Origin of the sequence: Streptomyces sp. NRRL F-5123 (genome assembly GCF_000721495.1) — a bacterium.
Classification (GTDB): Bacteria; Actinomycetota; Actinomycetes; order Streptomycetales; family Streptomycetaceae; genus Actinacidiphila.
Genome location: NZ_JOHY01000002.1, coordinates 327,299 through 342,441, shown reverse-complemented (window position 1 = coordinate 342,441; position 15,143 = coordinate 327,299). Strand labels below are relative to the sequence as shown.

Sequence of the window (15,143 nt, the reverse complement as noted above, 5' to 3'; positions counted from 1 at the left end):
AAGGGGAGATCGCCCGGAGTGGGTTGGTAGCCGGACAAAGCTTCGTCCCGGCTTCACCTGCGCGTCCGGCGGCCAACAGCCCGTTGGCCGGGGGTTTTTCAGGGCCGGCCCACAGGCTGCGCATAGTGAAGGGACGTCGAGCCGGTGTAGCCCGGCAGGGTGGTGCTGCGGGCGGTGCCGACCTTCCAGCCGAGGCCGTACGCGGCCACGTACTGGAGGTAGTTCTGGATCGCCGGGCTCCGGTCGAGAGCCTGGCGGAGTTTCGCCTGGTCACCGACCGCGGTGATGCGGTAAGGCGGGGAGTAGACGCGGCCCTGGAGGATCAGGGTGTTGCCGACGCAGCGGACGGCGCTGGTGGAGATCAGCCGCTGGTCCATGACGCGGATGCCGCGGGCGCCGCCCTCCCAGAGCGCGTTGACCACGGCCTGGAGGTCCTGCTGGTGGATGACCAGGTCGTTGGGCTGCGGGTCGGGGACGCCGGGGATGAGCGGGGTCGCGCCCTGCGGGGCGTCGTTCAGGGTGACCTCGACGGAGGGGCCGGTGAGCGGGGCGGTGCCGGCGTCCTTGCGGAGGGCGTCGATCCTGGCCTGCTCGGCGGCACCGAGCCCGCTGCCCTGCCGGGTGAGCGCGTCCACGTCGTCGCGCACGCCGGTGAGCTGGTCCTCCAACTGCTCGTTGCGGGCGTTCTTGGTGCGGATGGTGTCGGAGAGCTTCGGCAGCGGGTCGTCGCTGCGGATGTCGACGCCCTTGGCGGTGTCGAAGCTCATCCAGAAGATCAGCCCCGCGAGCGCGAAGACTCCCGCGCTGGCCAGCCGCAGCGCCACCGTGCGCGAGACGGGGCGAGAGGAGGGGGCGGGTGCGCTTCCGCCGGGATCCGTCGCCACCGTACGCTGTCTCCTTAACAAGCAGATGAAGCACTACGCTAACGGACGCCCGGCGGCGGCACCGCCCCCGCCCGTTCCGTACCTGCCCACATCCGCCCATACCCGCCAGGACCGCCCAGCACCCACGCGCGGTTACGCAGCGCATCGACAGGAGAGTCCCTCGTGCCGAAGTCACGGATCCGCAAGAAGGCCGACTTCACCCCGCCCCCGGTGAAAGCAGCAACCGCCATAAAGCTGGGCAACCGCGGCTGGGTCGCCCCGCTGATGCTGGCGTTCTTCGTCGTCGGGCTGGCCTGGATCGTGCTCTTCTACGTCACCCAGGGCGACCTGCCGGTGGACTCGTTCGGCAACTGGAACATCGTCGTGGGCTTCGGCTTCATCGCCGGGGGCTTCGTCGTCTCCACTCAGTGGAAGTAGCGGGCACTCCCGGCGGCAGCGCCGGAACGGTTGTCCACAGAGTTATCCACAGCCATTTCCACAGTGGGGAAAAGGTCGGAAGATCTGTGGATAACCTCTACGAGGTTGACGCCGGTACGACCGGTGGCCGCAGCTGACGGCCACCGGTCGTTTGCTGTCCCGACATCGAACCGCAGTGATCTTGCCGGAAAAACCGGGGCAATCCGAACGCCCGGCCGGTTGCACACCGCCCTTTCCGCAGGGCGCGCACACCATGCACAGGCTTCCCTACCCGCTGTGGATAACGTGTGATCAACGGCGGCGGTTACGGGCGTCAGGACGTGACTTGGGCCACAGCGATCACGCTCAGCACCAGTGAGAGCACCAGCACCCCGACGGTGGTCCCCCACTGCACCGCGTTCCGCCGCTCGCGCGGGGCGTAGAACATCGCTATGGCGACCGCGGTGCCGCCCACCAGCCCGCCCAGATGCGCCTGCCAGCTCACGTGCGGCCAGGTGAAGGTGAAGAAGATGTTGATCGCGAGCAGGATCAGGATCGGGCGCATGTCGTAGTTGAGCCGCTTCACGAAGACCGCGGTCGCGCCGAAGAGCCCGTAGAGCGCCCCGGAGGCGCCGAAGGTGAGCGCGCCCGGATCCAGCAGCAGCACCGCGGCGCTGCCCGCCAGGGCCGAGACCAGGTAGAGCGCGAGATAGCGGCTGCGGCCGAGGGTGCGCTCCAGCGGTCCGCCGATCCACCACAGCGTCAGCATGTTGAAGAGGATGTGCGTGAAGTTGGGCGGGAGGTCGTGCACGAAGGCGGAGGTGATGATCCGGTACCACTCGCCGTCGGCGACGCCCGCGCACTGCCGACCGGGGAGGCCCTTGGGCTGGCAGACGGCGCCGAGCCCGAGGTCGTCGGCGATCCGGCGGCCGACCGCGAGCTCCAGCGCGTAGACCGCGACATTGAGCGCGATGAGGAGCTTGGTGACGAGGAAGGGGTCCTGGGCGACCACGCCGCCCGCGATCGTGCGCTGCCGGGTGTGGGCGGACGCGCCCCGCCGTACGCAGTCCGGGCACTGGAAGCCGACGGAGGCGCTGATCATGCACTCCGGGCAGATCGGCCGCTCGCACCGGGTGCAGCGTATGCCGGTCTCCCGGTCCGGGTGCCGGTAGCAGCAGACCGGCCCGTCCTCCACCATGAGTCCACTCCCCTGTCGCGGCGCTCCTGGCGCCGAACGCCCCGCCCGCTCTTCCGACGTGCGGGCGGGGCGCCGTGTTCCCGTCGTGATTCCGGCGCCGTCCGCCGGACGGCGCCGGGCGCCGTCCGGAGACCTCGCAGCCTACGTCAGCCGCGCTTCTCGACGACGACCGACTCGATCACCACGTCCTCCAGCGGACGGTCGGTGCGCGGGTTGGTGGGGCTGCCCACGATCGCGTCCACGACCTTGCGGCTCGCGTCGTCGGCGACCTCGCCGAAGATGGTGTGCTTGCCGGTCAGCCACGCGGTCGCGGACACGGTGATGAAGAACTGCGAGCCGTTGGTCCCCGGGCCCGCGTTGGCCATCGCCAGCAGGTAAGGCTTGGTGAAGGCCAGGTCCGGGTGGAATTCGTCGGCGAACTTGTAGCCGGGACCCCCGGTGCCGTTCCCCAGCGGGTCGCCGCCCTGGATCATGAAACCGGAGATCACCCGGTGGAAGACCGTGCCGTCGTAGAGGCGGTCGTGCGACGCCTGGCCGGTGTTCGGGTCGGTCCACTCACGGGTGCCCTCGGCGAGCCCGACGAAATTGGCCACGGTCTTGGGGGCATGGTTCGGCAGCAGCCGGATCACGATGTCGCCCTGGTTGGTCTTCAAGGTGGCGTAGAGCTCCTCGGCCACGGTCTACCTTCCATAGTCGTCGCTGACAGGGGTTGATCCTCGCACGGCGCGAACCGCCGCGCGGCCTTCCCCCGCACTCCGCGCCCGCCGGCTCCGCAGCAACCGGGCCGACTGACCCGTATGCCCGTCCGCACATGCCGTACGCGATGTAGGAGGGCATGATTTCAAACCGGATGGAAAGGCGAAAACCGTACGCCACCGAGGAGGAGGTTCCTGTGACCCGCATCGACAGCGTGCGCAACGCGGCCGACATGACGAAGGACAGCGTGCGGCACGCCGCGGAGGTGGCTGCGCCGTACGCGAACACCGCGAAGGACGAGGCCGCGCGGTACGCACAGCAGGCCGGTGTCTACGCCCAGCAGGCGGGGGCGTGCGCCCGCCGGGCCTACGACGCCAAGCTCGCCGCCCAGGTGAAGCAGGCGCGCGAGCAGGCCTGGGCGGCGGTGCCGCCGAAGGCCGCGGAAGCGGTCGAGACCGCCGCCAAGCGCACCGCGCAGGGCGCGCGGACGGCCACCGACTACGCCGTGCCGCGGGTCAGCTCCGCGGTCGCGGCGACGCGGGCGGTGGCCGTACCGGTCACCGCCGAGGCCATGGTGCGCGGCACCGCGGCCTTGCACGCGCTGCGCGGCCAGGTGACCGCGGCCGAGATCGACCGGCTGGTCCGCAAGCGGATCCGGCGTCAGCAGACCGCGCGGGCCTTCCGCACGCTGCTGCTGGCCGGGGCCGCGGGCGGCGCGGTCTTCGCCGCCTGGCGCTGGTGGAGCGCGCAGGCCGACCCGGAGTGGCTGGTGGAGCCGGGCGAGGCCACCGAGGCGCCGACGCCCGAGGAGACGATCAGCGGCACCAGCACCCTGACCGTCGTCGACCCGCTGGACGGGCCGCCGTCGTCGGTCAACGGCCAGAGCGGCGCGCATATCGACCTCGTCGACGGCTCCGCGGGTACGGACGCCGACGCCGAGTCCTCGCCGTCCGAGGACGACAAGCCCGAGGGCGCGTAGGGCGCCGCGCCGGGGCGGGGTTCGCCCCGCCCCGGCGCGCACGTCGCGGAGCCCTGGCCCGCCCCTGTCGAGGGGCGGGCCAGGGCTCCGCGGGGTCGTACGGGCGGTCAGGCGGTCGCGGGCTCCGGGTCCAGCAGCACCGCGGGCACCTTGCGCAGGGTGATGAGCGCGGCGACCGCACCGGCGAGCATCAGGCCGCCGCCGATCAGGGTCGTGACGTGCAGGCTGTCGGTGAAGGCGTCCCTGGCCGCCTGGACGACCTGGTGTCCGAGCCCGCCGGTCAGCTGCGTGCCGGTCGCCACACCGCCGCTCACCGACTCGCGGGCCGCGCCGGTCTGGTCGGCCGTCAGCCCGGACGGCAGCGTCAGGCCGCTGCGGTAGTAGGCGTTGAGCACCGAGCCGAGGATCGCGATGCCGAGCGCGCCGCCCAGCTCCATCGCGGTCTCCGAGGTTGCCGCGGCGGCGCCGGTGCGGGTCGCCGGTGCGCTGGCGAGGATGGTGTCGGCGGTCACCGCGAAGGTGAGCATCAGGCCCGCGCCGTTGACGATCACCACGGGCAGCAGCTCCCAGTACGCGCTGTGCTGGGTGGCCAGGCCCAGGCCCGCCGTGCTGAGTCCCATCAGCACCAGCCCGGCGGCCACCGTACGGGCCCGGCCGATGAGCGGGATCAGCGCGCCGGCGGCGGGTGCGACCAGCGCGGCGGCCAGCGGGCCGGGCAGCACGGCGAGGCCCGCGGTCAGCGGCGACCAGCCGCGCACCTCCTGGAAGTACAGCGAGAAGCCGAGGGAGAGCACCGTCGAGGCGAACATCGTCACGACGTTGGCGCCGATCGCGCCGGAGAAGGCCGCGTTGCGGAAGAGGCGCAGGTCCAGCAGCGGTTCGGCGAGCCTGCCCTGGCGGCGGAGGAAGGCGAGGAGCAGCGCGGCCCCCAGGCCGGCGGCGATCCACACCGAGGGCTCGGCGACCCCGTCGCGGGCCGCGGTCTTGATCGCGTAGATCACGCCGAACATGCCCAGCACCGACAGCGGCACGCTGATCCAGTCCAGCCGCCCCGGCTTCGGATTGCGGCTCTCCGGCAGCACGACCACGCCCAGGGCCAGCACCAGCGCCATCACCGGCACGTTGACCAGGAAGACCGAGCCCCACCAGAAGTGGTCCAGCAGCAGGCCGCCGACGACCGGGCCGAGCGCGAAGCTGGCCGCGGCCACCCCGCCGCTGATGCCCACCGCGGTGGTGCGCTCCTTCGGGTCGGTGAAGACCGACCGCACCAGGGAGAGCGTGGAGGGCATGATCGTGGCGCCGAAGAGGCCCAGCAGCGCACGGGCGGCGATGAGCATCTCCGGGCTTCCGGCGTAGGCGGTGAGCGCGGAGGCGGCGCCGAAACCGGTCACCCCGATCAGCAGCAGCTTCTTGCGGCCTATCCGGTCGCCGATGTTGCCCATCACGATGAGCAGGCCGCCGAGCACGAAGCCGTAGACGTCCACGATCCACAGCAGTTGGGTCGCGGACGGCGCGAGCTGCGCGCTGAGCGAGGGCACGGCGTAGTTGAGCACGCTGGTGTCGATGCCGAGCAGCGCGGAGGCGACGCTGCAGATGGCCAGGACGGCCCAGCGCCGCCCGTCGCGGTCGGCGGCGCCCGTCGCGCCGGCGGTGTCGTGCGTCGATGTCTTCGTCATGCACGGCAGCCTGCGGGGCGCCGCTGACCGGCGGCTGACCGTCCGCGCACCGCTCACGCACCGCGCGCGCACCGGGTCCCTGTGCGCGCGGCGCGCACAGGTCAGCCGCGGCCGACGTACGAGGTCAGGAGCTCGACGGCGGCGTTCCGGTCGACAGGCGCCTCCTGCGGGCGGTCCGTGTCGCCCAGCGCGGCGCGGACGTCCTCCAGGACGCCGGTGCTGTCCGGCCCGGTGCCGGGGCCGCCGCGCAGCGCCTCGGCGGCCCCGAGCAGCGCGGCGGCCTGCCGTGGGTCGCCGTCGAGCAGCGCGAGGGCGGCGGCGGCCTCGGCGGCGGTCGCGGCGGTCTCCGCGGCCATCCGCAGCACGTCGGGGTCGAAGGTGACCGCGTCCCGCAGCGGGGCCCGCGCGCCGTCCGCGTCGCCCGCGGCCACTGCGACACGGACACGGGCCACCTGTATCCCGGTACGGATCGCGTTGCTGGAGAACCAGCCGGTGGGGCATTCGGCGAGCGCCTGCTCGGCCAGCACCCGGGCGCCCGGCAGATCGCCGCGCAGCCGCGCGACATCGGCCAGGCCCCGGTGCGCCGAGGCCAGTCCCTCCGGGGCGCCGGAGCGCCGGGAGAGCGCGAGAGCCCGCTCGCAGTCGGCCTCGGCGCCCGCGAGGTCCCCCGCCCGCAGCCGGTAGGCGGCGCGGTTGGTGAGCAGCTCCGAGACGTCGAGGGCCGAGTCCAGCTCCTCCGCGAGTACCAGCGCCTCCTCGTGCAGCGCCACGGCCCTGTGCAGGTCCCCCGCGTGGTCGGCGAGGTCGGCGAGCAGATGCAGGCAAGTGATCATGCCCCAGCGGTCGCCCTGCCGGCGGAAGCCCGCAAGGGCGTTCTCGCAGGCTTCGCGGGCGGTGTCCTGGTCGCGATGGGTCAGCCACGCCTGGAAGCCGTTCCCGAGCCGTCCCAGCGCGTCGTACCAGGGGTCGTTGCGGGAGGCGAGCCGCTCCTCCGCCTTGGCCAGGTCACCCGAATCGGCGGAGGGCGCCCCGGCGAAGGGCGCCCACAGCAGCGTGAGGACGGGGAAGCGGATGGCCACCCGGAAGAAGCCCTCGACGATCCTGGTGGCCTCGGCCACGTGCGCGGTGTAGCCGGAAGGGTCGCTCAGCGCGCTCACGACGGCGAGCACGCACAGGGCGTACTCCTCCTCCATGCCCTCGGGAGCGTGCGGCCCGAGGGCGGCCAGCACCTGCCGGGCGGGGCCGACGCCTTCGTACCGCACGCCGCGCAGCAGCCAGTAGGAGGAGAGCGCGGCGATCAGCCGCATGGCGCCGGGGATGTCGCCGGCGTCGAGGGTGCGGTGCAGGGCGGCCTGGAGGTTGTCACGCTCGTCGGAGAGCAGCCGCAGCCACTCCAGCTGGCCGGCGCCGCGCAGATGGGGGTCGGCGGCGAGCGCGAAGCCGAGGAAGTACGCGGCATGCGCGCGGTGGGTCCGCTCCGTCTCGCCCGCCTCGGCGAGCCGCTCGGCGCCGTAGGCGCGGATGGATTCCAGCATCCGGTAGCGGACGCCGCCGGGCCCGTCCGTGTGCTGGGCCACCACCAGCGACTTCTCGACCAGCGCGGCCATCAGGTCGAGCATGTCCTCGGGCTCGATGCCTGCGGCGCTGTCGCCGTCGGCGCACACCGCCTCGGCGGCCGCCGGCGTCCAGCCGCCCGCGAAGACCGAGGCGCGGCGCAGCACGGCCCGCTCGTCCTCCGGCAGCAGCTCCCAGCTCCATTCGACGACCCCGCGCAGCGTGCGCTGCCGCGGCTGGGCGGTCCGGCTGCCGCGCGACAACAGCCGGAAGAGCACGTCGGGCCGCGGCCCGAGGCTGTAGGAGGCGGTGTCCGAGGGCAGCGCACCGAGCCGGGCCGCGATCTCGGTGACGGGCAGCGTGCGCAGCCGGGCGGCGGCCAGTTCGATGGCCAGCGGCAGCCCGTCGAGGGCGGTGCACAGCCGCAGCACGGTGTCGGCGGTGGCCGGGTCGGCGCCCAGGTCGAAGCCGGGGCTGACGGCTGCCGCGCGCTCGGCGAAGAGGCGCACCGCGGGGGAGGCGAGCACCTGGTCGCGGTCGCTGCCGGGCCGCGGCAGGGCGAGCGTGGGGACCGGGCACAGCGTCTCGGCCGTGATGCCGAGGGCCTCCCGGCTGGTGGCCAGGATCCGCAGGTGCGGAGAGGCGCCGAGTAGCCGCTCGGCGAGCGCTGCGGCCTCGGCCACCACGTGCTCGCAGTTGTCCAGCACCAGCAGCAGCGGCCGGTCGGCGAGGGCCGCGGCGATCCGGGCCGCGAGGTCGGCGGCGCCCGTCCCGGTGGCGGCACCCGTGGGGCCGGTGTGGCCCGCAGGCGGGAGCAGGCCCGCGTCGCGCAGGCCGAGGGCGCCGAGGACGGCCTGCGGGACCTCGGCCCCGTCGGTCACGCCGGTCAGGTCCACGAAGCAGGCGTCGTGCGGATGGCGGCCGGCCGCCTGCACCGCGAGGCGGGTCTTGCCCGCGCCGCCCGGACCGATGAGGGTCACAAGCCGCCTCCGTGCCAACGCCTCGCCGAGCGCCGACAGTTCCTCGCCGCGGCCGACGAAGCTGGTGAGCTGGGCCGGCAGATCGTGCTGGGCGGCAGGCAGTGGGTACGCGTCCGGCGCGGATACGGGCGCGGGTGCGGCTGCGGGTGCGGTGGAGGGCGGAGCTGCGGGAGGGGCCTGCGCCGCGGACCGGACTGGTCCCGAGGAACCGGTGACTGACGGCGTTTCACGTGGAACATCCTGGCTGGAGGTGTTTTCCGCTGTTTCACGTGGAACAACGTCCGCCGGGGTGTCGAGGGGCTCACCGCGGAGGATCGCCAGGTGCACGGCGGCCAGTTCGGGCCCGGGGTCCGCGCCGAGGGACTCGGCCAGCTCGCGCCGGGCGTCCTCGTACGCCTCCAGCGCCTCGCTCTGCCGCCCACTGCCGTACAGCGCCCGCATCAGCTGGCCGCGCAGCCGCTCCCGCAGCGGGTGGGCCGCGACCGCCGCTCCCAGCTCGGCGACCAGCGAGCGGTGCCGGCCGAGCGCGAGATCGGCCTCGGCGCAATCCTCCACCGCACCGGTGCGCAACTCCTCCAGCCGGGCGACCTGCGCAGCGGCGAAGGGCGCGTCACCGACGTCGGCGAGCGCAGGGCCGCGCCACAGCGCGAGGGCCTCCCGCAACACCTCGGCGGCCAGGGCGGGTCGGCCGGCGAGCAGCGCCTCCCGGCCCTGCGCGCTGAGCTGCTGGAAGCAGTGCGCGTCCACCTGGTCGGGCGCGGCGGCGAGCCGGTAGCCCGCGGGGTGGCCCTCGACCGGGACGGGCAGCACCTGCCGCAGCCGGGAGACCTGCGATTGCAGTGCGTTGGCCGCGCCGACCGGCGGCTCCTCCCCGTACAGCGCGTCGATCAGGCGCTCGGTGCCGACGAGCCGCCCGGCGTCGAGCAGCAGCACCGCGAGCAGCGCGCGCCGCCGCGGGCCGCCCAGCGCCAGTTCGGCGCCGTCCGCGCCCAGGGCTCGCGTCGTACCGAGGATGCCGAACATCACGCCCCGATTGTGTCGCACCTGCGGCCCAGCGCACCGGGTGCGTATCAGCAGCCGGCCGCCGGGGCGCAGCCGCCGTCGTCCTCCGCGGGGTCGCAGCCGTCGCCCGCCGGCCCGTGCGCCGCGGCGTCACAGGCGGGCAGCGATCCGGAGGCGGCGAGCAGCAGCAGCTCGTAGAGGGTGTTCCGCTGGTCGGCGTCCAGCGCGCACAGCACCTCGTCCTCGACCCCGGCGAGCGACAGCTCCGCCTTGACCAGCACGCGCGTCCCCCGCGCGGTCAGCCGCACGATGTGCCGCCTGCGGTCCTCGGGGGAGCGCTGCCGCTCGATCAGCCCGTCGCTCTCCAGCTCGTTGAGCAGGCCGACCACCGTGGCGCGATCCATCATCAGCGTCGTCGCGAGGGCCTGCTGGGTGCTGCCGCCCTGGTCGCGCAGCACCGTGAGCGCCACCAGATGCCGCGGCCGCAACCCGAGAGGCGCGAGCACCCCCTCCGCGTGCAGCCGCATGCGCCGCGCGACGTGGTCGAGCAGCGCGCCCGACCGCCGCGGCGGCTGGTTCAGCACGGGCAGGGAGGTCATTCACGAAGTCTATCTCGACATGCGGGAATCGTGTCGTGCTATAAATCGTTGGCGTAAGACAAATCAATGAGAGAGGGCCAACGAGATGCCTCACCTGCTGCACATCGACTCCAGCGTCCAGGGCGAGAACTCCACCAGTCGGCGGCTGACCGCCCGCGCCGCGGCCGCGTGGCGTGCCGCTCACCCCGAGGGCACGGTCACCTACCGTGACCTGGGCAACCACCCGCTGCCGCACCTGACCCCCGCGACCGTGCACGCCGGGACGGTCCCGGAGGCCGACCGGACGCCCGAGCAGGCGGCGGCCTGGGCGCTGAGCCAGGAGGTCGTCGGCGAGGTCCTCGCGGCCGACACCGTGGTGTTCGGCCTGCCCGTCTACAACTGGGGGGCGCCCAGCAGCGTCAAGTCCTGGGTCGACCACCTGATCGCCGTCGGCCTGTCCGTCCACCCCGAGACGCAGGAAGGCCTGCTCGGCGACCGCGACTTCGTCGTCGTGGAGTCCCGCGGCGGCGGTTACGCCCCCGGCACCCCGCGCGAGGGCTGGGACCACGCCCAGCAGTGGCTCCCGCACGGCGTCTCCCTGACCGGCCTCGTCCCACGCTTCATCACCGCCGAGCTGACGCTCGCCCGGGTCAACCCGGCGATGGCCGAGCTGATCCCGCTCGCCGACAAGAGCCTCTCCGAGGCAGAGCAGGCCATCGACGCCCTCTGGCCGGCCCCCGTCGCCGCCTGAGCCCGCTCCATGCCCCGCGGCGTCCTCCCGCAGCCGCGGGGCCCACGCCCCCGACCGCCCTCACCCGGCCCTCGTCCGGGCCGGCACCGCCAGGCCCAGCGCCTGGGTGAGGGCGAGCAGCCCGCGCCCGAGGGCCACGGCTGCCCGCCGCCACCCTCGCGGTGACCACCGGACCCTCCGCCGGACCCTCCCGCCCACGACCCCGGCCCTCGGCCAGCTCGCCCCCCGGACCGCGCCGCCGACCCGAGCGGACCCCGCGTCCGGCCCGCATGGACCCCGGGCATGCGAAAGCCCCTTCCGCGGTCCGCGAAAGGGGCGTTGAGCTGCGGTGGAGCCTAGGGGAGTCGAACCCCTGACATCTGCCATGCAAAGACAGCGCTCTACCAACTGAGCTAAGGCCCCGCAACGGAGACAGCGTACCCGGTGGAGCGCGGTCGGCCGAACGGCATTTCCGGGACCTAGGATGGTTTGCGGATTCGCACGCGCAAACAGGGGGTGGCCATGGACGGTTCGGGCCGGACCGGAGGGGGCCAGGACGCCGGGGCGCGGGCGCTGGAGGCGCGGGAATTGCAGCGTGGGTGGTACGGGGAGCCGCTGGGGGAGCTCTTCCAGCGGCTCATCACGGACCTGGGGCTCAATCAGGCGCGGCTCGCGGCGGTACTGGGGCTGTCGGCGCCCATGCTGTCGCAGCTCAAGAGCGGGCAGCGGGCGAAGATCGGCAACCCGGCGGTGGTGCAGCGGCTGCAGGCACTCCAGGAGCTGGCCGGGCAGGTCGCGGAGGGGCGGACGGGAGCGCTGGAGGCGGCGGCCCGAATGGACGAGATCCGCGACGCTGCGGCCACCTCCGTGCTCAGCACGACGACGCACTCCGCGGTCCCGGCCGACGCCCCGGCGGTCGCGCCCCGCGAGGTGGTACGCGGCATCCAGGAGGTGCTGCGCTCACTGGCCTCGGCCGCGGAGGTGGAGGAGGCGGCCCGCTCCCTCGCGCCGCTCCATCCGCACCTGGCAGAGTTCCTCCGTGTGTACGGCGCCGGGCGGACCAGCGAGGCCGTGGCCCACTACGAGGCGCACCGGGACTGACGGACGGCCGCAGGGGGAAGCAGGACGCCATGGGTGAGGTCTTCGCCGGTCGCTACGAACTGGTGGACCCGATCGGACGCGGCGGCACCGGCGCGGTCTGGCGGGCCTGGGACCAGCGGCGGCGCCGCTACGTGGCGGCGAAGGTGCTGCAGCAGCGGGACGCCCACGCCCTGCTGCGCTTCGTCCGCGAGCAGGCCATGCGCATCGACCACCCGCACGTCCTGGCGCCGGCGAGCTGGGCCGCCGACGACGACAAGGTGCTCTTCACCATGGACCTGGTGCGCGGCGGCTCGCTGTCGCATCTGGTCGGCGACTACGGGCCGCTGCCGCCGCACTATGTGTGCGTCCTGCTCGACCAGTTGCTCGCCGGGCTGCACGCGGTCCACACCGAGGGCATCATCCACCGCGACATCAAACCGGCGAACATCCTGCTGGAGGCGACCGGCACCGGCGCCCCGCACGTACGGCTGTCGGACTTCGGCATCGCCATGCGACAGGGCGAACCACGGCTCACCGACGCCCACTTCGTGGTCGGCACCCCCGGGTATTTCGCGCCCGAGCAGCTCCAGGGCGCTGAACCGGCCGTCGCCGCCGACCTCTACGCCGTCGGTCTGGTCGCCCTCTACCTGCTGAGCGGGCTGCGCCCGGACGCCGAGGCCGTCAACGCCCGCTTCCTCGCCGACGGCGCACCGCCGGCGCCCAGGGAGGTGCCGCGGCCGCTGTGGCAGGTGCTGGTGCCGCTGCTGCAGCCCGATCCGCAGGCCCGCTTCCGTACCGCGCTCGGGGCGCGGAAGGCGCTCGCGGGCGCCGTCGAGCTGCTGCCCGAGCCTCCGGCGGGGGAGGAGCCGGTCGAGATCTTCGACCATGTGGGGCCACTGCCCGAGGGTTTCGGTCCGGAGGGCCCGGCGCGGGCGGCGACCGGCGGCAGCACGTACGTGTTCGGGCCGCCCGTCACGGAATCGGGCCCGGTGCCGGGACCGGAGGCCACAGGGGTACGTCCGCGGGGCGCGGCGCAGTCGGTCGGCCACCCGCTCACGGCCGCCGCGGAGCCCTCCGCCGCGCATCCGCCCACCCGGGCCGACGTCCCCGCGCCCGCCGCCCAGCCCGCCGTACCGCCACCGCCGGGCCCGGCTCCCGCACCCGTACCCGTGCCGGCTCCCGCTGCCGGGGCCGACCCCGGCACCCCGCAGCCGCGCGCCCAGCCGCAGCCCCTGCCGCCGCCCGCGACCGCCGGGGCCCGCCGGGGCGCGCACCGGACAGCCCCGCAGCGCAGACCGGGACCACCACGTTCGGTGGTGATCCCGGTCCTGGTCGTCGCCGTGCTCTGCTTCGCCGTCGGCATCGTGGCGCTGGCCACGGGCTGAGGCAGCGTCGGGGCGGTTCAGCTCCCCGTCACCACTGCTGCGGCGGCCCGTAGCCGGACTGCGGCGGCAGTTGCTGCGTGACGGTGGCGTCGGCGACAGGCCTCCGCCGCGCCACGAGCGTCCACACGCCCAGCGCCAGCACCAGCACCGTCCCGGCACCGAGGGCGGCGAAGCCCACGAAGCGCCGCGCGGAGGTGCCGCCGCCCCCGGCGGCCGAGGACCGCGCGGTGCCGTCCGCCGAGGACACGTCGTGCGCGCCGACCCCGATCCCGGCGTCCTGCGGGTCGCCGTTGTAGGCGGGCGCGGCCTGCGCACTGCCCGAGACCTCGATCCGCAGCGTCACCGGCACGGCGCCCCGCACGAAGGTGGCGACCTCCGGGTGCACGGTGACGGCGAAGTAGTACCAGCCCGCGAAGCGCACGGCCGAGACCTCCGAGTCGTCGGCGGCGCGGTTGGCGTACGAGACGGGCGCGAGCTGCTCGTGCAGCGAGGTCGGGGTGCCGTCGTAGGAGCGGTCGGCGTCGTCGACCAGCCCCCGCACCGGGTTGAAGGCGGCCAGCCGCACACCGCCGCTGGTGTAGCCGGAGTCGTCGGTGACCTGGGCGTTGGAGAAGTCGGCGAAGACCGTGGCCTGCTGGCCCCAGTCGACGGGGACCTTGTAGAAGCGGGTTTCGCCCGGCAGCACCTTGTCCTTCCAGATGCCGGTCCTGACGGCCGCGGCGGTCTCCGGGGAGGTGCCGCCCGCCGCCTGCCGCGGGGTGCCGCTGGTCAGCGGGGTGGGGGTGGCGCTGTCGGGGTCGAAGTCGGGCGCGTGCCCGGGAGAGGTGCCGGCCTTGAGCGGCGGCTCCAGGACGTAGCGCAGCTCCAGCGGCCAGGGCGCCGGGTCGGAGGAGCCGTCGCTGGTGCGGTGCACGGACAGGGTGTACTGGTTGGCCTCCTGGCAGGAGTCGTCACCCGCGACCGTGCGGGAGACCGCGGTGCCCACCGGGCGCACCCCGTCGTCGGTGCCGAAGTGGGCGCTCTCGTCGTCGCAGTGGTCGCCGTCCGCGCTGAGCAGGGTCAGTTCGATGCCGTCGTCGAAGGCCGCCCGCCCGCCGGGCGTGGGAAGCGCGAAGGCCGAGGCATAGGCGGAGGAGGTGGCGTCGAGCGCGATGCCGTAGAAGCGGGTCTCGCCGGGCCTGATCGTGTCGCGGTAGGTGGCGCCGGGCTTCATCGCGGGGGCGTCCGCGGTCGTGGCCGCACCCGCCAGCTCAGCACCCTGCGGCTGCCAGGTGGCCGGCGCGCCGGGAGTGGCCGCGGGAGTGCCGCCGGTTCCGCCGTCGGCGTACGCGGGCCCGGCGCCCAGCGCCCCCAGCGCCCCCAGCGCCAGCAGTGCCCCTGCCGCGACGGCACCGGCTCCGCGCCGGACACCTTTTCCGGAGGCATTCCTGCCGCCCTCGGTATATATGCCGCGTTCTCCGTTTTCCGCGGCATATATACCGAGCCGTTCGGCCGTCCCGCCACGTACGCCGCGCCGACCGCCCTCCGCCCTGACCACGGACCGCCCCGCACCGTGCCGTCGCGTCGCCCCGGCCCGCACACCGTGCCGTGCGGCCGCTGCCGCCCGTATGCCGCTGCGCGGCACCCTGCGCCCTGCCATGGCCCCACCCCTTGTCGTACGGCTCCGCAGGCGGCGCACCAGGCCCGCCACTCCGAGTCCGGCGAGCGCCACGGCGCCGCCCGTGCCCGCCGCCACCAGGTCCGTGCGTTTCAGCCCGCCCCCACCGGAAGAGGCCGGGCTGCGGGAGCGGTGAACAGGCCCACCGCCGCACACAGCAGGGCGGTGGCCGTCGGCAGGAGCCTGCCGGGCGCTGGTCGTCGCCTCATGGCGCCGCATCCCCCTCGTCAACCGCGGTCATATCCGCTATTTGCTCCAGCAAATTATTTCCTTTGCTGTCGCAAACGCATCAGCGGGCAGTCACGGTCCCGCAAAAACGAAGGTCCCGGCCGCAGTCGCTGCGGCCGG

Annotated in this window: 12 protein-coding genes and 1 tRNA gene; 5 read left to right on the top strand and 8 right to left on the bottom strand. The window is 74.1% G+C overall.

The features are described from left to right. Nucleotides 1-98: 98 nt before the first annotated feature. Nucleotides 99-884, bottom strand: a complete 786-nt coding sequence (locus tag IH54_RS0103375; protein ID WP_031512740.1) for a DUF881 domain-containing protein — start codon at nt 882-884, stop codon at nt 99-101. A 162-nt stretch (nt 885-1,046) separates the two neighbouring features. Between IH54_RS0103375 and crgA the strand changes: the two genes are divergently transcribed. After that, nucleotides 1,047-1,301 carry a cell division protein CrgA gene (crgA, locus tag IH54_RS0103370; protein WP_031512738.1) on the top strand — a complete coding sequence of 85 codons (255 nt, stop codon included), beginning with the start codon at nt 1,047-1,049 and terminating at the stop codon, nt 1,299-1,301. Between the two features lie 313 nt (nt 1,302-1,614). Here the strand turns inward: crgA and IH54_RS0103365 are convergent, their stop codons facing one another. Both IH54_RS0103365 and IH54_RS0103360 read right to left on the bottom strand, forming a co-directional pair. Next, nucleotides 1,615-2,478 (bottom strand): rhomboid family intramembrane serine protease, encoded by an 864-nt coding sequence (locus IH54_RS0103365; protein WP_031512737.1) that lies wholly within the window; start codon nt 2,476-2,478, stop codon nt 1,615-1,617. Between the two features lie 146 nt (nt 2,479-2,624). Next, nucleotides 2,625-3,155: a peptidylprolyl isomerase gene (locus tag IH54_RS0103360; protein WP_031512736.1), complete on the bottom strand. Its 531-nt coding sequence runs from the start codon at nt 3,153-3,155 to the stop codon at nt 2,625-2,627. 215 nt (nt 3,156-3,370) lie between these two features. Between IH54_RS0103360 and IH54_RS0103355 the strand changes: the two genes are divergently transcribed. After that, the gene (locus IH54_RS0103355) at nt 3,371-4,153 is read left to right on the top strand and encodes a DUF5324 family protein (protein ID WP_063762189.1); all 783 of its coding nucleotides are present in this window, start codon (nt 3,371-3,373) and stop codon (nt 4,151-4,153) included. A gap of 107 nt (nt 4,154-4,260) precedes the next feature. On the opposite strand, the gene IH54_RS0103350 is transcribed toward IH54_RS0103355, so the two are convergent. The 3 genes from IH54_RS0103350 to IH54_RS0103340 form a co-directional block, all read right to left on the bottom strand. Further along, nucleotides 4,261-5,829 carry an MFS transporter gene (locus IH54_RS0103350; protein WP_052397013.1) on the bottom strand — a complete coding sequence of 523 codons (1,569 nt, stop codon included), beginning with the start codon at nt 5,827-5,829 and terminating at the stop codon, nt 4,261-4,263. Between the two features lie 101 nt (nt 5,830-5,930). Next, entirely contained in the window at nt 5,931-9,386 is a 3,456-nt protein-coding gene (locus tag IH54_RS0103345) for an AfsR/SARP family transcriptional regulator (protein WP_031512731.1), read from the bottom strand. Between the two features lie 47 nt (nt 9,387-9,433). Next, entirely contained in the window at nt 9,434-9,964 is a 531-nt protein-coding gene (locus tag IH54_RS0103340; RefSeq protein ID WP_078861898.1) for a MarR family winged helix-turn-helix transcriptional regulator, read from the bottom strand. 85 nt (nt 9,965-10,049) lie between these two features. Here IH54_RS0103340 and IH54_RS0103335 point away from each other — a divergent pair, with 85 nt between their 5' ends. Continuing rightward, nucleotides 10,050-10,694 carry an FMN-dependent NADH-azoreductase gene (locus IH54_RS0103335; protein ID WP_031512728.1) on the top strand — a complete coding sequence of 215 codons (645 nt, stop codon included), beginning with the start codon at nt 10,050-10,052 and terminating at the stop codon, nt 10,692-10,694. A 329-nt stretch (nt 10,695-11,023) separates the two neighbouring features. Here the strand turns inward: IH54_RS0103335 and IH54_RS0103330 are convergent. Beyond that, a tRNA-Ala gene (locus IH54_RS0103330) sits at nt 11,024-11,096 on the bottom strand. A gap of 99 nt (nt 11,097-11,195) precedes the next feature. Here IH54_RS0103330 and IH54_RS0103325 point away from each other — a divergent pair. Both IH54_RS0103325 and IH54_RS0103320 read left to right on the top strand, forming a co-directional pair. Next, nucleotides 11,196-11,774, top strand: a complete 579-nt coding sequence (locus IH54_RS0103325) for a DNA-binding protein (RefSeq protein ID WP_031512727.1) — start codon at nt 11,196-11,198, stop codon at nt 11,772-11,774. Between the two features lie 29 nt (nt 11,775-11,803). Then, on the top strand, nt 11,804-13,138 hold the full coding sequence (locus IH54_RS0103320) for a serine/threonine-protein kinase (protein WP_031512726.1): 1,335 nt from the start codon (nt 11,804-11,806) through the stop codon (nt 13,136-13,138). A 28-nt stretch (nt 13,139-13,166) separates the two neighbouring features. On the opposite strand, the gene IH54_RS45250 is transcribed toward IH54_RS0103320, so the two are convergent. Then, entirely contained in the window at nt 13,167-14,777 is a 1,611-nt protein-coding gene (locus tag IH54_RS45250; protein WP_159011624.1) for a hypothetical protein, read from the bottom strand. Between the last annotated feature and the right edge of the window lie 366 nt (nt 14,778-15,143).

What these genes read in the sequence shown, in the direction of transcription:
- IH54_RS0103365 (WP_031512737.1), bottom strand. Translation starts at nt 2,478, where the DNA reads ATGGTGGAGGACGGGCCGGTCTGCTGCTACCGGCACCCGGACCGGGAG.
- IH54_RS0103350 (WP_052397013.1), bottom strand. Translation starts at nt 5,829, where the DNA reads ATGACGAAGACATCGACGCACGACACCGCCGGCGCGACGGGCGCCGCC.
- IH54_RS0103345 (WP_031512731.1), bottom strand. Translation starts at nt 9,386, where the DNA reads ATGTTCGGCATCCTCGGTACGACGCGAGCCCTGGGCGCGGACGGCGCC.
- IH54_RS0103340 (WP_078861898.1), bottom strand. Translation starts at nt 9,964, where the DNA reads ATGACCTCCCTGCCCGTGCTGAACCAGCCGCCGCGGCGGTCGGGCGCG.
- IH54_RS0103335 (WP_031512728.1), top strand. Translation starts at nt 10,050, where the DNA reads ATGCCTCACCTGCTGCACATCGACTCCAGCGTCCAGGGCGAGAACTCC.
- IH54_RS0103325 (WP_031512727.1), top strand. Translation starts at nt 11,196, where the DNA reads ATGGACGGTTCGGGCCGGACCGGAGGGGGCCAGGACGCCGGGGCGCGG.
- IH54_RS0103320 (WP_031512726.1), top strand. Translation starts at nt 11,804, where the DNA reads ATGGGTGAGGTCTTCGCCGGTCGCTACGAACTGGTGGACCCGATCGGA.
- IH54_RS45250 (WP_159011624.1), bottom strand. Translation starts at nt 14,777, where the DNA reads ATGGCAGGGCGCAGGGTGCCGCGCAGCGGCATACGGGCGGCAGCGGCC.